This window comes from Roseobacter sinensis, assembly GCF_025755255.1.
Lineage (GTDB): Bacteria > Pseudomonadota > Alphaproteobacteria > Rhodobacterales > Rhodobacteraceae > Roseobacter > Roseobacter sinensis.
Genome location: NZ_JALIEB010000005.1, coordinates 90099 through 111746, shown reverse-complemented (window position 1 = coordinate 111746; position 21648 = coordinate 90099). Strand labels below are relative to the sequence as shown.

Here is a 21648-nt window from a genome sequence, read left to right as displayed (position 1 = left end):
CGGTTACCTCAGCGCCCCTGCATCGCGCAGCGCCTCGGCCTTGTCCTGATTGTACCACCAGAAATCGAGGTAGCCCAAATTGTAGGGCGGGATATCGGGATGCTCGTACTGGTCGTAGTACGCCACCCAATGAGAGGGGTTGTACCACAGAGGGATCATGATGAGTTCATAACGCAACGCGCGGTCCAGCCCCATCAGCGCCGCTGTTTCCTCTTCCCGTGTCTCGGCGTCCAGCGCCGCATCGATCAGAGCATCGACGAGCGGACTGGCGAGGCCTGCGGGGTTAAAGAGCGAAAAGGCCGCATCCTCGGATCCAAAGCGCTGCGTGAGCCCCGTCCCCGCGGCTAGGAAAGCCGCATAGCTGTCATAGAGCAGGTCGTAGTCCCGGTCGCGCTCGCGGGCGGTGAATTGCGACGGGTCGACCTTTTCGAAGGTCACGTCGATCCCCAGTTTCTGGGCATTCGACACGAAGTTTTCCATCACCGCGGTGAGCGTTGCGCCGGCTGCGGAATTGAACAGGAAGTTGAGTGTCAGCGCGGTTCCTTCCGCGTTGCGCCGCACGCCGTCGTCCCCGACCGTCCAGCCAGCGTCATCGAGAAGCCGCATGGCGATCCGCGCCTGACGCCTGTCGAAGAGCCGTTCGGCGTTTGACACATGCGGAATGCGCGCCTGCTGGGTGAGCATGTCCGGCGGCACAAGATCGCCCAGAGACGTCAGCAGCTCAAGTTCAGCGCCTGTCGGCGCGCCTTCGGCCATCAGTGGTGATCCTTGCGTGAAGGAGGCGCGCTGTCTGTAGAGCCCGTATTGCAGGCTCTCATTGGTCCATTCGAAATTGTAGGCCAAAGCCACCGCTTCACGGACCCGCTTGTCCTGCAGCACGGGGCTTGCAAGGTTGAAGACGATGCCCGTGGGCACCGGCGGATTGCCGTTGGGCAGTTCTTTCTGAACCACCTGGCCTTCGCGCGTCTTGGGGAAATCGTACCCCGTGGCCCAGCGTTTTGGATCCGCCTCGGCTCGGAAGGTGTACTCGCCCGCCTTGAACGCCTCGAAGGCTGCGGTGTCATCCCCGAAGATTTCCAGACGCAGACGGTCGAAATTGTGCCGCCCGCGGTTGAACGGCAAATCCTTGCCCCAGTAGTCCGGGTTGCGTTTGAGCACGATCCTGCGGGCGATATCCACGCTTTCCACCACATAGGGCCCGGACCCGGTTGGCGTCTCCAGCCGGCTTTCATCGAGGCGCGCGCCGGTTTCCTCGTACCATTTCTTCGACCAGGCCGGCACTGTGCCCACCTGTTCGATCAGGCTGCGGCGCGAGATGCCTTCCGCGAAGTAGAATTTGATGGTGTGGTCGTCGATCACCTCGACCTTGGGGATCGCACGGCGCACGCTGTCCGCGTAGGATTTGAAGCCCTGATCGAGCAGCAAATTGTGGCTGAAGGCGATGTCATGCGCCGTCACCGGCGTCCCGTCGGAGAACCGCGCCTCGGGCCGCATGTAGAAGATGACCCAGTCCTTGCTGGGCGGGTATTCCAGGCGCTCTGCCAGAAGGCCGTAGTATTCACCATATACGTCTGCCGGGGCCGCCGTGCCGGCACCGCCCTCACCCAAAAGACTTTCATACATGAAGACCGAGAACGCATGTGCCCGGCCCTGGCGTGCGTAGGGGTTCATTGAGTCGAGCGTCCCGACAAAGGAGATCGACAACTCGCCCCCCTTGGGTGCATCGGGATTCACGTAGTTGAAGTGCGTGTAGTCCTCCGGATAGGTCAGATCGCCATAGAACGAATAGCCGTGGCTGACGATGGTCTCTTCCTCGGCCTGCGCGGACGGCGCCAATATGGCTGCTGATAGGGCGGTCAGCGCACCCAGGCCGATCCTGCGAAAATCAGCAATGCAGGATGATATGGCTGCTCGGGCCTGGAGCGCTGTCATCTGGAATACCTCCGGTCTTGTGCCGTGCCTGTCGGCATCTTCGTCGTTAACCATGTAAGCTAACGGAACAGCGCGCCAAGTTACAAGTTGCGAAAATGTGATCGCGCTGACCGGATCTCGCCCATAAAAGAAGCCGCCTGTTCCTTAACAAGCGGCTTCTTTGGTTAATTTGTGGTTAAGATCAGTCGTCGAGGCTGTCGAGATAAGCGATCAGGTCCGCCCGCTCCTCGACCTTGCTCAGACCCGCAAAACTCATCGAGGTACCCGGCGCATAGGACGACGGACGCTCCAGAAAGCCGTTCAGGTTTTCGGCCGTCCAGGCACCGTCCATCGAGGCCAGCGTGTCGGAATAGTTGAACCCGTCAACGGCACCCTTCTCACGTCCCACGACAGCATAGAGGTGCGGGCCGGTGCCGTTTTCGCCATCCGCCAGTTTGTGACAGGCAGAGCATTTACGGAACACGCGCGCGCCCGCCTCGGGATCCGCCGACGCCAGAACCGTGGCGAAATCCACCTCTTCGACTTCCGCAACCTCTTCCCCGCCTTCGACCGCGATCACATAGGCAGCCTCGCCATGGCTTTCGACGTGGTAAAGCTCTTCGGCGGCCCATTTGCCAAGCAGGAACACGAGCAGCGCGCCGCAGACGGCGCCAGCTGCCTTAGTGAAGGTCATAGTGTCGAGCATTCTCTTCGATCCATTTCTGCGCGTTTGCGCGCTATCTATTGCTTCACCTTGGCGGTGGCAAGGTGTAGTTACCGCGACCAATCGACCCCACATAGAAGAAAACACCCAAGGAACGTTTAATGACGACCGCATCCTCCGCCCGCATCGCATTTCAGGGCGAACTGGGGGCCTACAGCCATGAAGCCTGCCGCGTCGCCCGGCCCGATATGACCCCGGTTCCCTGCGCGACGTTCGAGGACGCGATCGACGCCGTGCGCAGCGGTAAAGCCGAACTCGCGATGTTGCCGGTCGAGAATTCCACCTATGGCCGGGTCGCCGACATTCACTCGCTGCTGCCGAAGTCGGGCCTTCACATCATTGAGGAGGCCTTTGTCCGGGTGCATATCAACCTGCTGGCGGTGCCAGGCACACGTCTGGAGGACGTGAAGTCGGCCATGAGCCATACCGTGCTCCTGGGGCAGTGCAAGGCGTTCCTGTCGCAACACGGGATCGCCCGGGTGACCGGTGCCGATACCGCCGGATCGGCCAGGGAAGTCGCGGCCCAGGGCGTGCCGGGGATGGCGGCACTCGCAAGCGAATTGGCGGGCGAGATCTACGGGCTCGATATGCTGGCCCGCCATATCGAGGACGAGGGCAACAACACCACGCGCTTCCTGCTGATGTCGCCGGAGGCCGATCATTCCCGCCGCGGCAGCCACGGCATGATCACCAGTTTTGTCTTCGAGGTCCGCAACATCCCGGCCGCGCTCTACAAGGCCATGGGCGGCTTCGCGACCAATGGCATCAACATGACGAAGCTGGAAAGCTACATGGTCGGCGGGTCGTTCACGGCGACGCAGTTCTATGCCGATATCGAAGGTCATCCCGATGATCCTGGCGTGCGCCGCGCGCTGGACGAGCTGGACTATTTCACGAATATGGTAGAGGTCCTTGGCGTCTACCCGGCCGACCCAGGACGTCACTAGCCAGCGGAGCCCGAGCGGCGAAAGGATCAGACCGCCCCTCGGTGCTGTTGTTCCATCTCTTCGATATGCTGGCCGACGCGGACCTTGTACCGCTGCGCCAGGCGCACCTTCGCCAGCTTGAGCGATTGCAGCAGAAGACGCCCGGGCAGGGTCGCCGGACGCATCTCGAGGCTGACCATCACGCGGGTGCGCGACGGCGACAACGGCGTGAGCTCCAGACGGGTCTCACCTTCAAGACCCTGCGAGCTAAAGCCGATCACGAGCTCCTGCGGCGGGCGATAGATCACCACATCAAGCGCAACCTGCCGCGGCCGGCCCCGGACGGCGAATGTGACGTCCCACGCCTGCCCGACGCCAGGCTCCGCCAAGCTGTCGAGCCGCCTGACATCCGCGCCCCGGCGTACCGCGGCCTGCTCGAGCAGCGCGAAGTCCGTCAGCAGGGCGAAAGCCGCATCAGCCGGCACCTCCATGACCTCTTGTGTGGAAAACTTCATCCTCTGCCTGTCCGTGCCTCGAGCGTGGCGCTTCGTTCAATCCAACCGGTCCGCAAGCCAGTTTTCCAGCAAAAAATGTGCAATGGCCCCTTTGCGGGCCGGCTTTACGACCGGGTGTTCGCCAGCGAAAATGGCCATCATCTCCTCCCGGCTCACCCAGAGCGCATCTTCGATCTCGACCGGGTCGATGGTGATCTCACCGCTTGTCGCTTCTCCCGCGCAGCCGAACATGAGTGACGCGGGGAAGGGCCAGGGCTGGCTGGCGAGATAGCTCACGCGCCCGACCTCGACACCGGTTTCCTCGAAAACCTCCCGCCGCACGGCCGCCTCAAGCGTTTCGCCGGGTTCGACGAAACCGGCGAGCAGCGAGTACATGCCCTCAGGCCAGCCCGGCGAGCGCCCCATCAAGACCGAGTTGCCACGGGTGATCAGCATGATCACCACCGGGTCCGTCCGGGGGAAATGGGTGCCTGCGCAAGCCGGGCACCGGCGCTGCCACCCCGCCTGGCTCATATCCGACGGGCTTCCACATTTGGAACAGAACCGATGAGTCTCATGCCAGCCGAAAAGAGCCTTGCCGGTTGCCGCCAGTTCGGCGTCGCGCGGGCCGAGCCAAGTCATGATCCGCCGCAACTCCAGAAAGGCCATGGTCTCAGGCAGCAACGGATGCCGCTGCTCGCTGGGGTCGAGAAAACCGCCCAGCATCGCCTCGTCCAGGTCCTCCGGCGCCCAGTCCGAGAGATCGAAGGCAAACCGCAAGGCGCCGTCTTCCCGGCCGAGCAGAATCCGCTCGCCCGAGGCCGCCGACAGCACCGGATGATCCATCGGCAAGCGGGCGAGCTCTGCCGGCCGCTCCGTCCGGATCAGCGGTTTGCCCCGCCAGAACAGAACCGCGCGCGCCTCCGGACGCGCCGCACCGGCTGAAACCGCATCTGTGTCGAGACGTATCTCCGCGGCCCGGTCCAGCGCCGACCCTCCGAAGGTCACCGTTTCCGCATGTTTCATGGTCTGTCCCCGCATTTTTGATACGACTCGCACGCGTTTCGCGCTCTTTCAAGGCTCAAGCGGGCCGTTCGATCTGCCAAGGCTTGCCAACTCACACGCGATCTGATGGATATGACCTCGTGCAGAAGTTGAGCTCCCTGACCATGGCTCCCGCGCCGACCTCGGGTGACCCGTCTTCGGAATCGGCCGTTGGCGAGGCCAAGCTGCGGATCCTGGCCACCAGCGATCTGCATATGCAGCTTATCGCGTACGACTATGTAAAGGACTGTCTGACGGGTGAAGAGAGCCTCGCGCGCCTCGCCACCCTGATCCACGCCGCCCGCGCAGATGCCGCAGCGGACGGTGCGCTCTGCCTGCTCATGGACAACGGCGACACCTTGCAGGGCAACCCGCTCGGGTCTTTTCTGGCTGGCAACGGAGCGATGCCGCATCCGATGATCGCGGCCATGAACGCGCTCGGCTACGATGCGCTTGGCCTTGGCAACCACGACTTCGACCACGGTGTCGCGCATCTTGCGCGCTGCATGGCAGAGTGCGACGCGCCGATTGTCTGTTCCAACATGCGCTCGGACGCGCTGCCGCAGCTGAAACCCTATGTCGTGCTGGAGCGCGAGCTGTGCTTGACGTCTGGCGAGAAAACGACGCTGCGCATCGGTGTGGTCTCGGCCCTGCCGCGCCAAACCGCCCTGTGGAACCGCCAGCATCTGGATCCGTCCGCCCGCATCCGCCACCCGATCGAAGCGCTGCGAGAGGCGGTCGAGACCGTGAAGTCGCAGGGCGCGGATCTTGTCATCGCACTCGCGCATATGGGCATTGCCCGGTTCGACGAAGGGGATGAGCCACAGAACCTTGTGACGGAAGTCTGCGCGCTTTCGGGTCTTGATGCCGTGGTCGCCGGCCATACGCACCTGCGCTTTCCAGGCCCCGACCATCGGGCGGCTGCAGCGGTCGATACGGAGGCCGGTCTTGTCGCCGGTGTGCCTGTGGTCATGCCGGGCAGCGGCGCGTCGGATCTCGGTGTGATCGACCTGTCGCTGGAGCGCCGAACGCCGGGCACGCCCTGGCGGGTGGCAGAAAGCACGGTCGCCTTGCGGCCTTTGACCGATGATGTGCGGGAAGACCCGGTGCTGGCGACGCTGGCAAACGAGGCGCATCTGGCGACGCGCCGCGCGCTTGCCCGTCCGGTTGCGCGGACCGAGGCGCCGATGCACAGCTATTTCGCCTTGGCCAACCCCAGCTCGGTGACCGCGCTGATGGGCGCCGCCAAACGATACGCCATCGCCCGGCTGGTGGAGGGGACCGATCTGGCCAAACTACCGCTGCTTTCGGCCGCGGCGACACCCGCGACGGGCGGCTTCGACGGACCGGGCAATTTCATCTCTCTGCCAGCGGGCCAGCTGGAACGCCGTCACATCGCCGGCCTCATCCCTTACGCCAATCAGATCTGGGCCGTGAAAGCCACCGGCGCGCGTATTGCCGGATGGCTCGAACGGTCGGCGCTCATCTTCAACGTGTTGCGCCCCGACCAGCCGGATCAGATGCTCATCGACCCGCAGGTGCCAGGGTTCCGCTACGATGCGCTCTATGGGCTGACCTATGTGATCGACCTCACCGCCGCGTCCCGGTTCGACGCCGCGGGACGGCCTGTCCCCGGCGCGGCCGGTCGTGTCTCGCAGATCATGTGGCAAGGTGAGCCGGTGCATCCCGAGCAGGAGTTCCTTGTTGCGGTGACCGATCACCGCGCCGGTGGCGGCGGGAGCTTCCGGCCGTTCGAGGAAGACGATATCGTTGTGCGGGACGAGGCACCGCTGGACCGCACCTTGATCGACTATCTGTCGACACCAACTGCCCATCGCCCAAGCGTCGCGCCGCCGTGGCGCTTTGCGCCCGCCCCGGGGCTAAGCGCGATCCTGCACACTGCGCCAGAAGCGTTGAACCATTTGCCAGACATCGCGGACATGCGCCCCGAGCCCTGCGGCTTCACCAAAGATGGCTTTGCCCGCCTGCGATTGCATCTCTAGGCGGCGATCTTGCGGCCGGCGACAGGCTCGACTATATGGAGGGCTGAGAGGTTGGCGCGGGCGAGCGCCTCGCCAACCCGGTCAGGTCCGGAAGGAAGCAGCCGTAACGAGCCCCGCTTGGGTCGTTGTCCAGCCTCTCACCTCTTCTTCATGCCGCCCGAACGCCCATGGCTTAGGAGAAGCGCTCCTGTATCGGCCGCTGCCCGAACAGCAGCGCCGGCCAGATCGCCTCATTCTGGCGTGCAAAGGCGCCGATGTGGCCCACACGCCGCACCCCAAGCTCAGCTGGCGAGATCACCTCCACCTGCGCAAAACCGTCATAGAGACCGGCCAGACGGCGTGTACAGACCTCGGGGCAGACATCGTCATCGGTGAAGGAGACCAGCCGGACGGGGGCCGCAGATCTCCGCCAGTCGGGCCGTGGTAGCGTATCGCGTACCTCGCCCGCGAAGACGCCGGGCGTCGTGCACCACCGGCGCCACTCGGCATAGGCGGTCGCCGGCATATCGGCGCCCAGGCCCATGCGGCGTCCCGGCAGATACCCCAGCATAGCCGCGGCGAGCGGCGGCAGCCCGTACCAGAAATAGAGCGCCAGAGCCCGGTAGGGCCAGGGGTGGTCCGCATGATGCACAAGGCCGCTTGCAACGCCGATGACCCCGTCGATGCCGCTGACATCGTCTTGCATGGGCAGCATCATGGCACCCAGCGAATGGCCCATCACCCAAAGCGGCACGTCGGGCACGGCTCTCCGCAAGTGCCGTCGCGCCGCCGCGTTGTCGCGCAAGCCCCAGTCGGACATCGTCGCTCGGCTGGCCCGCATCGCACCGGTCAGGGATCTGCCGGTGCCCCGATAGTCATAGGTCAGCACCGCGATCGCATGTTCCGCCGCCGCCCACTGCGCAAAAGCGCGGTAATAGCCTTGCGGCACGCCAGTTGCACCGTTCAGCACCAGGGCGGCGCGGGGTCGGAAGGCGGGACGGAACAGCGTTCCGCCCAATTCGGCGCCGTCGGGTGTCTTGATGAGACGTCGGCGGACAACGGGCGTTTCGACGACTTTCAGCATTTCGATCTCCACGCGCAGCATGACTAGACCAAGTGGTCTACCCTCTTCACTGGACCATTTGGTCTAGCGCTGTCAAGATCGTTTCATGGACACTGCTGCACTTCCGACCAAAGATCGGCTGATCCGCGCCGCGGCGAAGCTCTTCCGCACTCATGGTTACCATGGGGTCGGACTCAACGATCTGTTGAGCGAGGCCGCTGCGCCGAAAGGCTCGCTCTACCATCACTTTCCCAACGGCAAGGCTGACCTCGCCATCGCGGCGGCAACCTGGGCCTCCGACGAGATGCTGCGTGTGATTGCGGCGAGTTTTGCCGAGGCCGAGACATTCGAGGACGGGGCCACAACGCTGTGCTTCAAGCTGGCCAAGCTCTTCGATCTGACCGGTCAGCAGGATGGCTGCCCCATCGGGTCGACGCTTTTCGAGGGGCCCGGAAACGCCGGCTTTCTCGAATACGCTGACCGCTGTTATTCGGGTTGGATCGCGGAGGTACACGACCATGCATCCCGATTCGGCCTTGATGCCGCCGAGGCGGGGCGTCGCGCGGAACATCTCTTCCTGCTGATCCAGGGTGGCTGGCAGCTGGCGCGCGCACGCCGGTCGTCGGATGTGCTGCGATCGCTGCCCGCGCTTCTTGAGATGCAGCCGCAAACCACGATCGCACCGGCCTGAACCGGCCTGGACCGCTGGACGCCGCCCGGCGAAGTCACTAGTTTGCCAGCACGCGGCCCGGAAGGCAGACCCATGCAAGACACCCCCTCGACCTATCAGGTTCTGGCGCGAAAATACCGCCCCGAGACCTTCGCGGATCTGGTCGGTCAGGACGCGATGGTGCGGACCCTGAGGAACGCCTTTGAGGCGGACCGCATCGCGCAGGCCTTCATCATGACCGGCATTCGCGGCACCGGAAAGACGACCACAGCGCGAATCATCGCAAAGGGCATGAACTGCATCGGACCGGATGGCGCCGGCGGGCCCACAACCGAGCCTTGCGGCACCTGCGAGCACTGCACCGCGATCATGGAAGGGCGCCATGTCGACGTGATCGAGATGGATGCCGCGTCGAACACCGGCGTGGCCAACATCCGCGAGATCATCGATTCGGTGCACTACCGCGCAGCCTCGGCGCGCTACAAGGTCTATATCATCGACGAGGTGCACATGCTCTCCACCGGCGCGTTCAACGCGCTGCTGAAGACGCTGGAAGAGCCGCCCGCGCATGTGAAGTTCATCTTTGCAACCACTGAAATCCGGAAAGTTCCGGTCACGGTGCTGTCGCGGTGCCAACGGTTCGATCTGCGGCGGATCGAACCGGAGGTGATGATCGCGCTCATGCGCAAGATCGCGGCCGCAGAAGGCGCGGATATCGCTGAAGACGCGTTGGCCCTGATCGCGCGCGCGGCGGAAGGCTCGGCCCGCGATGCCACCTCGCTGCTCGATCAGGCGATCAGCCACGGTGCGGGCGAGACCACCGCAGAGCAGGTCCGGGCCATGCTCGGGCTTGCGGACCGCGGGCGTGTGCTCGACCTCTTCGACATGATCCTGAAGGGAGATGCGGCCGGCGCGCTGAGTGAACTGTCGGCGCAATATGCCGAAGGGGCCGACCCGATGGCGGTGCTGCGGGACCTGGCCGAGATCACCCATTGGGTCTCGGTTGTGAAGATCACGCCGGAGGCCGCGGAGGATCCGACCGTCTCACCCGACGAGCGCAGCCGGGGTCTGGCCATGGCTGACGCACTTCCCATGCGGGTGCTGACCCGACTGTGGCAGATGCTGCTCAAGGCGCTCGATGAAGTCTCCGCTGCGCCCAATGCGATGATGGCAGCGGAAATGGCGATCATCCGGCTGACCCATGTGGCGGACCTGCCGAGCCCCGAAGACCTCGTACGCAAGCTGCATGGGACCACCCCGCCCCCTGCGCCCGCCGCGAACGGCGGCGGTGCAAAGCCTGTGCACGGCACAGGCGCGCGTGCCGCGGGCGGGGGGGCCTCGGCGATTGCCTCGGCCCCGACATCCGCAGGCGGCAGTGCAGCATCTGCCACCGCGCGCGCGCTCGATACGGAAGCAGCTCTGGCGCGGTTCCCCACCTTCGATCACGTGGTCGAGCTGATCCGAGCCAACCGCGACGGGAAGCTGCTAGCGGACGTGGAGACCGACCTGCGGCTGGTGTCCTACCAGCCCGGACGCATCGAATTCCAACCGACGGAGCGCGCCCCCCGCGATCTCGCCCAACGCCTTGGCCACCGTTTGCAGATGTGGACCGGCAACCGCTGGGCGGTGACCATTGTCAACGAGGGCGGCGGCAAGACGATTGATGAGGAGCGCAACGCGGAGCTCTACGCCTTGCAGGACTCGGCACGGGCGCATCCGTTGATGCAGGCCGTGCTCGCGGAATTCCCGAAGGCAAAGATCAAGGAGATCCGTACGCCTGAAAAGATCGCCGCCGAAGTCGAGCGAGCCGCGCTGCCGGTGGTGGATGACGAATGGGACCCGTTCGAAGATGACTGATCGGCACGGGATCGCTGCGGGCCGCTGCGTCGCCCGCGCTTTGGCCGGCAGCACGGCGCGGGCGGCACTCACCGGAACTCACGGTGGTCGCGCGGCACCGGACAGGATAAACCTCGGGTCAGTACAGCTCATGCGGACACAACAAGGATAGAAAACATGTTCAAAGGACTAGGCGGGCTCGGCGATATGGCCGGGATGATGAAGAAGGCGCAGGAGATGCAGGGCAAGATGGCCCAGCTTCAGGAGGATATGCACAATATCATCGTCGAAGGCTCCTCAGGCGCCGGGTTGGTCAAGGCAACCTGCACGGCCAAGGGCGAGCTGAAGACGCTCGACATCGACCCTTCGATCTTCAACGGGGATGACAAGGAAGTGGTCGAAGACCTCATCCTCGCCGCGATCAAGGACGCGCAGACCAAGGCGAGCGAACGCGCACAGGCCGAGATGGCAAAGCTCACCGAAGGGCTCGGCCTGCCCGCGGACATGAAGCTGCCGTTCTGAGGCGAAGGTGACGGACACCGCCGCCACTGCAAGGGTCGACCCACCTGGCTACTGGGTACAGGCCGGCGGGTGGGCCGTTCTCGCCTCGGCCCTTGTGGCCGGGATCTACGCCGGCATCCAGGTGGCGCGCATCGGCGGGCTGAAGGATGCAGCCCTGATTGTTCTGGTGACGGCCAACACGCTTTTCATCTATCGCTTCGGCATCCATATCGCGCCACGCATCGGCGCGATGTTCGACGAGTTTCCTCAAGCGCGCCGCGATCCGCAAACCGCCGTCAATCACCTCCTGGGAGACCGTGCCACCGCCCTGCCGGCCATCGTCTTTTCCGGCTTCATCGCCTTTGCCGTCTGGCAGATCGATCCTTGGCGCGACGTGCCCGAGCTGACGGTCTGGCTCTGTATGTTTCTCTTCGTGAACAACCTCATCGTCGGCACGGTCATTGTCGCCATTGCGCGTTTCTGGCAAGCGGTGCTGCGTGAGTTACCGACACTCGATCTGCGCGTTCTCAACCTCAACCGCGCGCCAATGATCACGCTTCTGCGGATCAACAGCCAGATCGTGATGGCCACGGCGCTGGTTACGTGCCTCTCGATCCTCGCGCTGGTGCTTTCGGACTACGCCATCGACCCCATTATCCTCGTCTTCTCCCTCTCGGCGCTGGCGATGGTGGTCGCAACCTACGCCGTCCCAATCCTGCCGCTGTCGGACCTGCTGGCCGCCAAGAAGGCGGAAGAGCTGGATCGGATCGAGCGGCTGATCGATGCCCATGTCCGCCGTCTGAGCCATCAACCCGCGCGGGAGGATCTGGGGGGCGATGTCGAGACGCTTCCCAGTCTTGGCGAGTTGGTCAATGCCCGCGACCTGCTGCTCAAGGTTCGGACCCTGCCGCCGGGCGGGCAGATCTCCGTCTCGGCGGCTGCCATCGTGACCTTCTTGTCTTTCATGCCCACCCTCATAGACTACGCGATGCGCAAATTCTTCTGATCCGCCCGGTCAGAGGCAAAAAGAGGCAAAGCCGTGAGCAGCACCAGGGACATCGATGCGCTGATCGACATGATGGCGAAACTGCCGGGGTTGGGCCCACGTTCGGCCCGCCGTGCGGTGCTGCACCTCATCCGCAAGCGCAGCCTGCTGCTCACGCCGCTGGCTGACCTGATGCAGACCGTGGCCGCCACGGCGCGCGAATGCCTGAACTGCGGCAATGTGGGCACGCTGGACATCTGCGACATCTGCACGTCCGAAAAACGCGCCAACGGCGAGATCTGCGTGGTGGAAGATGTGGCCGATCTGTGGGCGATGGAGCGCGCGGGCGTCTTCAAGGGCCGGTACCACGTGCTCGGCGGCACGCTCTCGGCGCTGGATGCCATCGGGCCGGAGGACCTGCGCATTCCGCGGCTGATCGACCGGGTGCCGAGCGAGAACATCACCGAGGTGATCCTCGCGCTCAATGCCACGGTCGACGGGCAAACCACGGCGCATTACATCGCCGACCAGCTTGACGGTCAGGTCACGCTGACCTCGCTGGCGCAGGGCGTGCCCATCGGAGGTGAACTCGACTATCTCGACGATGGCACGATTGCGGCCGCGATGCGCGCCCGCAAGTCGATCTGAGGAGCCGCGCGCAGCGACGATCAGCTGCGCGGATCGCTGTCCTCGTCTTCTTCGACAGGGCCATCGGGCAGGTTGAAGAAGCTGTCCGCATCCGCGAAGGCTTCCTTCTCCTCTTTTGTCGCCTCTTCTGCAGGCTCGCCGGAGAGGGTGAAGGTTTCCAGACCTTCGATTGCGGTCGGGATCTTGGGCTCCGCTTCCATGCCGAGGCTTTGCTCGGTGCTCACCAGCTTGCGACGCTCATCATCGCTCATCACCGGTGCATCGGCGGCCTTCTTAGCGGCGGCCTTCTGAACCGCGGCATCCAGCTCGGACTGTTTGCAGAGGCCCAGGGCGACCGGATCAATGGGCTGGATATTGGCGATGTTCCAATGCGTGCGCTCGCGGATCGCCTGGATCGTCGGCTTGGTGGTGCCCACCAGCTTGCTGATCTGGCCGTCCGTCAGCTCGGGGTGAAATTTCACCAGCCACAGGATCGACGCAGGGCGGTCCTGTCGCTTGCTGAGCGGCGTATAGCGCGGACCGCGGCGTTTCTCCTCGCCCTGGGCTGCGGCGTTGAACTTCAGCTTCAGCTTGTGCAGCGGGTTGGACTGTGCCGCGTCGATCTCTTCCTGCGTCAGCTGGTTGTTCGAGATCGGATCAAAGCCTTTCACGCCCTGTGCGACGTCGCCATCGGCGATACCCTGCACTTCCAGCTCGTGCATGCCGACGAAATCCGCGATCTGCTTGAAGCTGATTGTGGTGTTGTCGACCAACCAGACGGCGGTCGCCTTGGCCATGATCGGTTTTGCCATTGTCTTTCTCCTGTCTACCGGTCTGCGCCCACATCTGTCCTGTCGCCTGGAGGGGCGGTCCCGAGGGCCGGAACGGTTTCCATTGTGGGGGAACTTGTGGCTTATATAGGCGGATGATCAGCATAAGGAAAGACCCAATGCGCAGCCTGCTTTTCTGGCTTTTGAGCGCCCTGCCCCTTGCGGCGCAGGAACATCGCGCGGGCGTGTTCGACTATTATGTGCTCAGCCTGAGCTGGTCGCCGAATTGGTGCGCACTCGAAGGGGACGCGCGGGGATCGGAGCAATGCGACGCTGGTGAGGATCACGGATGGATCCTGCACGGGCTCTGGCCGCAATACGAACGCGGCTATCCCGAGTACTGTCGCACTCCGGCGCGGGCACCGTCGCGGCGGATGACGGGCGAGATGTCGGATATCATGGGCACCTCCGGCCTCGCGTGGCACCAGTGGAAAAAGCACGGCACCTGCAGCGGGCTCAATGCCGCCGACTACTACGCGCTCTCGCGCGAGGCCTACGGTCGCATCGCGCGACCACCGGTGTTCCGCCGGTTGGAACAGAGCGTCCGGCTGCCGGCCTCCGTGGTCGAAGAGGCCTTCCTTGAAGCCAACCCGCACCTAGCCGCCGACGGGCTCACCATCACCTGCCGCCGGGGGCACATTCAGGAGGCGCGGATTTGCCTGACCCGCGATCTACAACCGCGCCGCTGCGAAGGAGATGTGAAGCGGGACTGCTCCGCGCCAAACGCGCTCTTCACACCAGTCCGCTAGCTGGGGCGGCCTGAAAGCCCGCCCTACCCGCCGGACACCTCAAGGACGATCTTGCCGATGTGGGTGGAGCTTTCCATCCGGGCATGCGCCTTGGCGGCCTCTTCCAGCGGGAAGGCCTGGTCCATGACCGGCGCGATCCGCCCGGCGGCGATCAGGGGCCAGACCGTCTCGCGCAGGTCCTGTGCGATCTGCGCCTTGGCCAGATCACTCTGTGGACGCAGGGTGCTGCCCGTCATGGTGAGGCGGCGCATCATCAGCTGGGCGAAGTTCACCTCGACCTTGGGCCCCTGCAGGAAGGCGATCTGCACCAGGCGGCCATCGTCGGCGAGTGCCTTCAGATTGCGGGGAATATAGTCGCCACCCACCATATCGAGGATCAGATCGGCGCCACCCTCGGCCCGCAGCACCTCGACAAAGTCCTCGTCACGGTAGTTCACCGCGCGCTCCGCCCCGAGGTCCCGGCAGGCCGCGCATTTCTCCTCGGACCCGGCGGTGGCAAAGACCTTTGCGCCGAAGGCATGGGCGAGCTGGATCGCCGTGGTCCCGATCCCCGACGAACCGCCGTGCACCAAAAAACGCTCGCCGCCCTTCAGCTGACCGCGCAGAAAGACGTTGGACCAGACGGTGAAGAAGGTCTCTGGAAGACAGGCTGCCTCCTTGAGCGACGTCCCTTCCGGGACGGGCAGGCAATGCGCCACGGGCGTTGCCACATACTCGGCATAGCCCCCCCCTGGCAGAAGCGCGCACACCCGATCGCCCACAGTCAGACCCGAGACACCCGCGCCCAGTGCCACGATCTCGCCAGAGGCTTCCAGCCCGGGCAGATCACTTGCGGTGGGCGGCGGCGCGTAGAGACCCGCACGTTGCAACGCATCGGGGCGATTCACGCCGGCCCATGCGACTTTGATCACCACCTGCCCGTGGCCGGGCTCGGGCAGCGGCCGGTCGGTGATCCGCAAAACCTCCGGCCCACCGGGTTTGGTGATTTCAACGGCGCGCATCATCTGGGGCATGGGGGGATCCTTTCCTTTGCCTCATGCCTAGCAGGACAAATCGGAATGGCAAATTGAAGGAGGCGATGGGCTTGCGCAGCTGGCGCTGATCCGGAGGATTGGGGCTGCCCGCAAGCGCGGCGGCGGTGCGCCAGAAAACCTTCATGCCTCCGGCGGGGATATTTTTAGCCAGAAGAAGCCCCGGCGTCAGTCGCGCGGGGCCGTCCAGCTGCCGGGAAAGTCCATCTTGGGCATCCGTGTCGGGGCCTTGATCTGGCCAAGCACCCAGTTCGGACCGGCCATCAGACGGCTCAAGGTCGGGCTGTTGCGCACCCGGGCCTTAACCTTTTCGATCCGCATCACGTCTTCGATACGCCGGTCGAGGAACGCCCAGGTCGCCATCGCATCGGGGCTGTCGTCGCCAAGCCAGTAGAGCACGGTCGAGGAGTAGACACCGCTGAGCGTTGCCCGCTTGGTGTACCAGTTGACGTCGTCCGAGGTGTCGCCCAAGGCCGTCCAGATCGCATCTGCCGTGCCCCAGACGAGCTTTGCGCCATCGACCGCATGTATGGGCAGCGCAAAGAGCGTTGTGCCACGGCGTACCGCCTCTTTGTCCTCGACCGCCTCCAGGCGGAACCGCACCGCCGCCGCGACCTTTTCGCGGAACTTCAGCGCACTCATGTCTTCCGAGCGGAGCCGCGCCTCCATCGCCTCATCGCCACGCTTGTGAAACGCAACGGCGAGATCGACGGCGCCGCGCGGGCAGATGGCACGCGCCACGGTCGAGCTGACATCGGTGTCGCGAATCGCGGCCTGAAACGTCGCCTCCGACCAGCCGTCAAAGGGCACATGGGCCAGGGCCGCGTCCAGAAGCTGGGTTTTTGCCGTCTCGTAGGATGTGGTCATATCGGTTCTCCGGGCCAAAGTCGGGCATTGCACTGGACAAGATAGAGCGTCCTTGCTATATGCCCACTTCCTGCAAATCCTTGCAACTCAACTTAGAAAGGTGGTGAAAACCACATGCAGGTTAGTGTTCGCGACAACAATGTCGATCAGGCGCTCCGCGCTTTGAAGAAGAAGCTGCAGCGTGAAGGTGTCTTCCGCGAGATGAAGCTCAAGCAACATTTCGAGAAGCCCTCCGAGAAAAAAGCACGCGAGAAAGCTGAAGCGATCCGCCGTGCCCGTAAGCTGGCACGCAAGAAAGCCCAACGCGAAGGCATGCTCTGAGCGCCACGCCGACAGGCTGATCAGAATACGAACCCCCGGACGGTCCGCCCGTGCGGGGGTTTATTGTATCTGCGCCCTTAAAAGCTTGCACATAAGAACCGCGGGTTCTTGCCAGTTGCGCCGATGTCTGCGCGCACAGGCGGACGCGGCATTTTTCTGCTGTCGCAGGCTGCGCATTCACGCTCGTTGCCGCTGAAAAAACACACGTACGATGCCGAACCTATCGGCACAGATCTCCAGCTTCTAGCGATCGGCCCGCTGACACGAAGCATCAAGGAGAGAATGACATGTCACGCGCAAGCGATCTAGAACGGCAGATGCTGGACCTTATCAACGAGGAGCGCACATCTCGCGACCTCGATCCGGTCGAGCTTGAGCTACGGCTCAACGACAGCAGCGAAGATCACAGCCAGTGGATGCTGGAGGAAGACCGGTTTTCCCACGCCGGCGAGAACGGCAGCAGCGCGGGGGACCGCATGGAAGCTGCCGACTTCGCCTTTGAAGGCAGCTGGACCTGGGGCGAGAACATCGCCTATCAGAGCGAACGCGGCGCGCCCGGCCTGGCCGATGACGTCGAGAACCTGCACGACAGCCTCATGAACAGCCCGGGCCACCGGGCCAACATCCTCAATCCGGATTTCGAGGTTGTCGGGCTTGGCATCGAAACCGGCGACTTCAACGGGTTCGACGCGGTCATGGTGACGCAGAACTTTGCCGCAACCGATGCCGAGTTGCAGATCGATGAGGGCAGCAGCGCGACATCCGCCGAGCCTGTCGCCGAGGCGCCGGACCCGCAGCCAGACCCCGAGACACCTGTCGCCGAGGCACCGGATGCGGAGACGGAAGAGCCCGTCGCCGAGATGCCTGACCTCACAGAACAGGACCCCCCGGTGGAGGAAGCGCCGGAACCAGACCCTATGCCGGACGAGCCTGTGGCGGAAGCGCCGGTGCCGGCCAGCCCCGACGAGCCGGTTGCGGAAGCTCCTGTACCGGAAGCACCCGATACTCCTGAGTTGGACGATCCGGTGGCTGAGGCGCCAACCCCGGACGATCCCGACGAGCCCGTGGCCGAAGCGCCGACCCCTGAAGACCCCACACCCCCGGAGCCCGAGGTACCCGATGACGGCACGGACACTCCCGGCGGCACTGACGATGCTGACACGGTTGCACAGCTACAATTCTTCCTCAGCGGGTTCCTCGCAACCCTCTTCGATGAGGACTTCACCTTCACCTGGAACGGTGGCGACGATGGTGAACCGCAGACAACCACCTTCGATGTCGACGAGTTGTTCGACAGCCTGTTCGACGGGTCCGGCGACGGCGATGATGACATGGCCGAAGACGACATGATGATGGCCCAGGATGCGGCGCAGGGTGACGATGGCGGCTTCCGCTTCACCGAAGAGTGGGACTGCCTCGCGTAATTCGGGCGCGGCCCGCCTGCCGATCAAGGGCGGGCGGGCCGCAACCCCTGTTTCAATTGACGGGCAAGGCGGTTGTCTTGAACACCGTCCGGAGTGCAAAGCTCGACTGCATCTGCCCCACCCCTGGCAGCCTCGCCAGGTATTGCCGGTGGATCCGCGCGAAATCCTCGGTGTTCTCGGCGACGACCTTCAGCAGGTAATCCGCTGTCCCTGCCATCAGATGGCACTCCAGCACATCCGGGATGCGCCGCACGGCTTTCTCGAAGGCATCGAGCACCTCATCGGCCTGCCCTTGCAGGGTGATCTCCACGAAGACGGTTGTGGGCACGCCCATCTTGCGCGCGTCCAAGAGGGCGACATAGTCGCGGATGTAACCCTCCTTCTCGAGCCGCTGGACCCGCCGGTGGCACGCCGAGGCAGAGAGGTTGACCGCCTCGCTCAGCTCCGCATTCGCCATCCGGCCCTTGCGCTGCAGCGCGTTCAGAATCCGCCGATCTGTTGCATCAAGGCTCATATGCGCAAACTTCTTCCGTCATTTGGTACACTAACGCTCATTTATTCGCATTCTGGACCAAATGGCGAGCCATCTTTGATGCAACATTGCGCGCGACTCGCGCTATTTCCCAGCCAAACATTTGGTGGAGGAGAGCCCCCATGATGATCGGATGCCCGACAGAGATCAAACCGCAGGAATTCCGCGTTGGCATGACCCCCAACGCCGCGCGCGAGGCCGTCGCCCACGGCCACGATGTCTGCATTCAGGCAGGCGCAGGTGCAGGCGCCGGGTTTGAAGACGCCGACTACATCGCAGCTGGCGCGAAAATTGTCGATACGGCAGAAGAGATCTTTGCAACGGCCGACATGATTGTGAAAGTCAAGGAACCGCAGGCGGGCGAGCGCAAGATGCTCCGCGACGGACAGCTTCTCTTCACCTACCTGCACCTCGCGCCGGACCCCGAGCAGACGCACGACTTGCTCGCCTCGGGTGCCACCTGCATCGCTTATGAGACCGTCACCGACGACCGCGGCGGCCTGCCGCTGCTGGCGCCGATGTCCGAGGTCGCGGGTCGCCTTGCGCCACAAGTCGGCGCCTGGACGCTGCAGAAAGCCAACGGCGGGCGCGGCGTGCTCATGGGCGGTGTGCCGGGGGTCGGACCGGCGCGCGTGCTGGTGATCGGCGGCGGTGTCGTCGGGACCCATGCGGCCAAGATCGCCGCCGGCATGGGCGCAGATGTGACGGTGCTCGACCGCTCGCTGACACGCCTGCGCTATCTCGACGATGTCTTCGGCGGCACCTTCAAGACCTCCTACGCCTCGGCGGGCAATACTATCGAGCTGGCGCAGGCCGCCGACCTGATCATCGGCGCCGTGCTGGTCCCCGGGGCGGCGGCACCCAAGCTGATCAGCCGCGCGCAACTGGCCGACCTCAAGCCCGGCGCTGCGCTGGTGGATGTCGCCATCGACCAGGGCGGGTGCTTCGAGACCTCCAAGGCGACCACCCATCAGGATCCGATCTACGATGTCGACGGCATCATGCATTACTGCGTGGCCAACATGCCCGGCGCGGTCGCGCGGACATCGACCATCGCGCTCGGCAACGCCACCATGCCCTTCATGCTGGCGCTCGCCGACAAGGGGTGGCGTCAGGCCTGCCTCGATGATCCGCACCTGATGAACGGGCTCAACGTGCATGCCGGGCAACTGACCTACTACGCTGTCGGCAAGGCGCTCGGGATCGACGTGATCGCCCCCAGCGTGGCGATCAAAGGCTGAGCGGTGTCTCGCGCGTGCGCCCCTCGAAGAGCGGGCGCAGCGCGTTGATCCGTGAGGCCGCGAACTGCGTGAAGGTTCTGACCTTGCGTGTCTCGCGCAGGTCTGCGTGGGTCAGCACCCACAGGGGCCGATACGGAAACAGCGGCACACCCGGCAACCGCATGAGGTCCGGTTCGCTGTCGCCGATGAAACAGGGTATCCGCGTCGCACCCATGCCGCTGCGCACGGCCGCAAGTGCTGCGTACATATCGTCGACCGTCAGAGTAACCCGCCGATTGGGCCAGGCCTCCTTCAGGGCCTCCGGCGGCCCCGGCCAATGGGCAAAGCGGATCCAGTCGAGCGGGCGCGCCGGGTCCTGGCGCATCCGCTCCGCGAGATCCTGCGACAGATAGGCAGCGGCCGCCTGTTCGGTGGCGCGCCGCCCCACCAGCGTGTCGCCGGGCGTGTCAGATATCCGGAATGCGACGTCCGCCTCATGAGCGGCAAGGTTCAACGTCCGGTTCGCGGCAATCACGGACAGGTCGATGGCCGGGTAGCTCGCCTTGAAGTCGCGCAGGATCGGCGCCAGCAGCCGATCGACCAGGAGCTGTGGCGCGGTCACCGCGAGGCTGCCGCCCAGCACCTGATCGCGCGCTGTCAGGCTGCGGCTGAGATCATGGCTCTTGGCCTCCATCTGTTCGGCGATCTCTGCCGCTTCGAGCCCCGCTTCCGTGGGCCGGTAGCCTGCCGGCGCGCGGTCAAAGAGCCGCGCCCCCATGGCCGCCTCCGCTGCCGCGATCCGGCGCGATACTGTGGCGTGGTTGACCTTCAGCGCCCGCGCCGCACCGCTCAAGCCGCCGTGGCGCACGGTCTCCAACACAAATCGCAAGTCGTTCCAGTTCAGGCTCATCCGATCACTTTTGCACATCCATTGCGCAGTGTTGAGCGGTTTTCGACGGCTCGGTGCGGGCTTAGCTGGGAAGGACACAACAGGAAAGGATCACCCCATGCCCGCATACGCCTTTGTCACCCTCGATATCACCGACCCGGAAAAGCTCGCCGCCTATCGCGAAAGGGCGGGCGACGCGCTGGCCAAACATGGCGGCAAGGTGCTTCAGGCCTCACCCGAGCCGACCGTGCTCGAAGGCGATATCGCGGCACCGCAGATCGCCGTAGTCCTTGAGTTCGACACCCGCGAGGGTGCAGTGGACTGGCGCGCTGACCCGGATCTCGTCGAGACACATGCACTGCGGACGAGCGCAGGGCGCACGTCGATCACCCTGCTCTAAGCACGCCAAAGCGGCTGGGCCCCGCGTCAGACCGGCGGCGTCCAGCGCTCACCGGACCAGGCCAAGAGGCCTCGGCAGCGTTCCCGCCAACGGTCCGAGTTGGCCGCAGGCCATTGGAATTTGCCCCGCAGGTCAAGCCTGCGCCCATGACGGGCGCAGGCTGTGGCGTCAACCAGATTGCAGGTTCAGCCGGATTTCTTCAGCGCATCGCGGATCTCGAGCAGGACGTCGAGCTCGCTCGGGCCCGCGGGCTCTTCCGGTGCCGGCTCTTCTTCCTTGGTTGCTGCATCCTTGATGCGGTTCACCATCTTCACCAGCAGAAAGACAACAAAGGCCACGATCAGGAAGTTGATCACCGCCATGACGAACTTGCCGATCGCAAAGACCGGAACGCCTGCCTCGGTTGCGGCTTCGATGGAGGCAAAGGTGTCTTCGCCCATTACGTAGAACCAGCCGGAAAAGTCGATCCCGCCCGTAAAGAGCGCAATGATGGGGTTGATCAGATCCCCAACCAGCGATGTGACAATCGCTGTAAACGCTGCCCCAATAATGATGCCAACAGCCATATCCATGACGTTGCCCTTGGCAATAAATTCCTTGAATTCGTTGATCATTGATGTCC

At 64.2% G+C, this 21648-nt stretch carries 23 protein-coding genes and 1 other RNA gene; 13 read left to right on the top strand and 11 right to left on the bottom strand.

What is annotated here, in order from left to right:
* Window positions 1-3: 3 nt before the first annotated feature.
* Entirely contained in the window at window positions 4-1932 is a 1929-nt protein-coding gene (locus tag MUB52_RS09860; protein ID WP_263844046.1) for an extracellular solute-binding protein, read from the bottom strand.
* A 181-nt stretch (window positions 1933-2113) separates the two neighbouring features.
* Window positions 2114-2617, bottom strand: coding sequence for a c-type cytochrome (locus MUB52_RS09855; RefSeq protein WP_263844045.1), 504 nt, complete (start codon window positions 2615-2617; stop codon window positions 2114-2116).
* Between the two features lie 119 nt (window positions 2618-2736).
* Here MUB52_RS09855 and MUB52_RS09850 point away from each other — a divergent pair, with 119 nt between their 5' ends.
* Window positions 2737-3582, top strand: a complete 846-nt coding sequence (locus MUB52_RS09850; protein ID WP_263844044.1) for a prephenate dehydratase — start codon at window positions 2737-2739, stop codon at window positions 3580-3582.
* A 26-nt stretch (window positions 3583-3608) separates the two neighbouring features.
* Here MUB52_RS09850 and MUB52_RS09845 read toward each other — a convergent pair whose 3' ends face one another.
* Window positions 3609-4076 (bottom strand): SRPBCC family protein, encoded by a 468-nt coding sequence (locus MUB52_RS09845; protein WP_263844043.1) that lies wholly within the window; start codon window positions 4074-4076, stop codon window positions 3609-3611.
* Window positions 4077-4112: 36 nt separating this feature from the next.
* On the bottom strand, window positions 4113-5081 hold the full coding sequence (gene nudC, locus MUB52_RS09840) for an NAD(+) diphosphatase (protein WP_263844042.1): 969 nt from the start codon (window positions 5079-5081) through the stop codon (window positions 4113-4115).
* Window positions 5082-5200: 119 nt separating this feature from the next.
* Here nudC and MUB52_RS09835 point away from each other — a divergent pair, with 119 nt between their 5' ends.
* Both MUB52_RS09835 and ffs read left to right on the top strand, forming a co-directional pair.
* Window positions 5201-7102 carry a 5'-nucleotidase C-terminal domain-containing protein gene (locus tag MUB52_RS09835; protein WP_263844041.1) on the top strand — a complete coding sequence of 634 codons (1902 nt, stop codon included), beginning with the start codon at window positions 5201-5203 and terminating at the stop codon, window positions 7100-7102.
* Window positions 7103-7146: 44 nt separating this feature from the next.
* Window positions 7147-7245: signal recognition particle sRNA small type (ffs, locus tag MUB52_RS09830), an RNA gene on the top strand.
* Window positions 7246-7274: 29 nt separating this feature from the next.
* Here ffs and MUB52_RS09825 read toward each other — a convergent pair.
* Complete coding sequence (locus tag MUB52_RS09825; RefSeq protein WP_263844040.1) at window positions 7275-8165, bottom strand: alpha/beta hydrolase family protein; 891 nt, start codon at window positions 8163-8165, stop codon at window positions 7275-7277.
* Between the two features lie 85 nt (window positions 8166-8250).
* On the opposite strand from MUB52_RS09825, the gene MUB52_RS09820 reads away from it, so the two are divergent.
* The 5 genes from MUB52_RS09820 to recR all read left to right on the top strand — a co-directional run bounded on the left by MUB52_RS09820 (window position 8251) and on the right by recR (window position 12784).
* Window positions 8251-8835, top strand: a complete 585-nt coding sequence (locus MUB52_RS09820; RefSeq protein WP_263844039.1) for a TetR/AcrR family transcriptional regulator — start codon at window positions 8251-8253, stop codon at window positions 8833-8835.
* A gap of 72 nt (window positions 8836-8907) precedes the next feature.
* Window positions 8908-10671, top strand: a complete 1764-nt coding sequence (locus MUB52_RS09815) for a DNA polymerase III subunit gamma/tau (protein ID WP_263844038.1) — start codon at window positions 8908-8910, stop codon at window positions 10669-10671.
* A 156-nt stretch (window positions 10672-10827) separates the two neighbouring features.
* Window positions 10828-11172, top strand: a complete 345-nt coding sequence (locus tag MUB52_RS09810) for a YbaB/EbfC family nucleoid-associated protein (RefSeq protein WP_263844037.1) — start codon at window positions 10828-10830, stop codon at window positions 11170-11172.
* Between the two features lie 7 nt (window positions 11173-11179).
* On the top strand, window positions 11180-12157 hold the full coding sequence (locus MUB52_RS09805; protein ID WP_263844036.1) for a hypothetical protein: 978 nt from the start codon (window positions 11180-11182) through the stop codon (window positions 12155-12157).
* Window positions 12158-12190: 33 nt separating this feature from the next.
* A complete protein-coding gene (recR, locus tag MUB52_RS09800; RefSeq protein ID WP_263844035.1) occupies window positions 12191-12784 on the top strand; it encodes a recombination mediator RecR in 594 nt (197 codons plus the stop codon).
* Window positions 12785-12804: 20 nt separating this feature from the next.
* On the opposite strand, the gene MUB52_RS09795 is transcribed toward recR, so the two are convergent.
* On the bottom strand, window positions 12805-13575 hold the full coding sequence (locus tag MUB52_RS09795) for a DUF1013 domain-containing protein (protein ID WP_263844034.1): 771 nt from the start codon (window positions 13573-13575) through the stop codon (window positions 12805-12807).
* Between the two features lie 137 nt (window positions 13576-13712).
* On the opposite strand from MUB52_RS09795, the gene MUB52_RS09790 reads away from it, so the two are divergent.
* The gene (locus MUB52_RS09790; protein WP_263844033.1) at window positions 13713-14342 is read left to right on the top strand and encodes a ribonuclease T2; all 630 of its coding nucleotides are present in this window, start codon (window positions 13713-13715) and stop codon (window positions 14340-14342) included.
* 23 nt (window positions 14343-14365) lie between these two features.
* On the opposite strand, the gene MUB52_RS09785 is transcribed toward MUB52_RS09790, so the two are convergent.
* Window positions 14366-15355, bottom strand: a complete 990-nt coding sequence (locus MUB52_RS09785; protein WP_263844032.1) for an NAD(P)H-quinone oxidoreductase — start codon at window positions 15353-15355, stop codon at window positions 14366-14368.
* A 186-nt stretch (window positions 15356-15541) separates the two neighbouring features.
* Window positions 15542-16240 (bottom strand): COQ9 family protein, encoded by a 699-nt coding sequence (locus MUB52_RS09780; RefSeq protein ID WP_263844031.1) that lies wholly within the window; start codon window positions 16238-16240, stop codon window positions 15542-15544.
* A 114-nt stretch (window positions 16241-16354) separates the two neighbouring features.
* On the opposite strand from MUB52_RS09780, the gene rpsU reads away from it, so the two are divergent.
* Window positions 16355-16561, top strand: coding sequence for a 30S ribosomal protein S21 (gene rpsU / locus MUB52_RS09775; RefSeq protein ID WP_008207378.1), 207 nt, complete (start codon window positions 16355-16357; stop codon window positions 16559-16561).
* 287 nt (window positions 16562-16848) lie between these two features.
* The gene (locus MUB52_RS09770; protein ID WP_263844030.1) at window positions 16849-17985 is read left to right on the top strand and encodes a CAP domain-containing protein; all 1137 of its coding nucleotides are present in this window, start codon (window positions 16849-16851) and stop codon (window positions 17983-17985) included.
* Window positions 17986-18037: 52 nt separating this feature from the next.
* Here MUB52_RS09770 and MUB52_RS09765 read toward each other — a convergent pair whose 3' ends face one another.
* Entirely contained in the window at window positions 18038-18499 is a 462-nt protein-coding gene (locus MUB52_RS09765; RefSeq protein WP_263844029.1) for an Lrp/AsnC family transcriptional regulator, read from the bottom strand.
* Between the two features lie 140 nt (window positions 18500-18639).
* On the opposite strand from MUB52_RS09765, the gene ald reads away from it, so the two are divergent.
* Window positions 18640-19758 (top strand): alanine dehydrogenase, encoded by a 1119-nt coding sequence (gene ald / locus MUB52_RS09760; protein ID WP_263844028.1) that lies wholly within the window; start codon window positions 18640-18642, stop codon window positions 19756-19758.
* Here the strand turns inward: ald and MUB52_RS09755 are convergent.
* Window positions 19748-20647, bottom strand: a complete 900-nt coding sequence (locus MUB52_RS09755; RefSeq protein ID WP_263844027.1) for a LysR family transcriptional regulator — start codon at window positions 20645-20647, stop codon at window positions 19748-19750. The genes ald and MUB52_RS09755 overlap by 11 nt on opposite strands.
* A 97-nt stretch (window positions 20648-20744) precedes the next feature.
* Between MUB52_RS09755 and MUB52_RS09750 the strand changes: the two genes are divergently transcribed.
* Window positions 20745-21026, top strand: a complete 282-nt coding sequence (locus MUB52_RS09750; RefSeq protein ID WP_263844026.1) for a DUF1330 domain-containing protein — start codon at window positions 20745-20747, stop codon at window positions 21024-21026.
* A 185-nt stretch (window positions 21027-21211) separates the two neighbouring features.
* Here the strand turns inward: MUB52_RS09750 and mscL are convergent, their stop codons facing one another.
* Window positions 21212-21640: a large conductance mechanosensitive channel protein MscL gene (gene mscL / locus MUB52_RS09745; protein WP_263844025.1), complete on the bottom strand. Its 429-nt coding sequence runs from the start codon at window positions 21638-21640 to the stop codon at window positions 21212-21214.
* Between the last annotated feature and the right edge of the window lie 8 nt (window positions 21641-21648).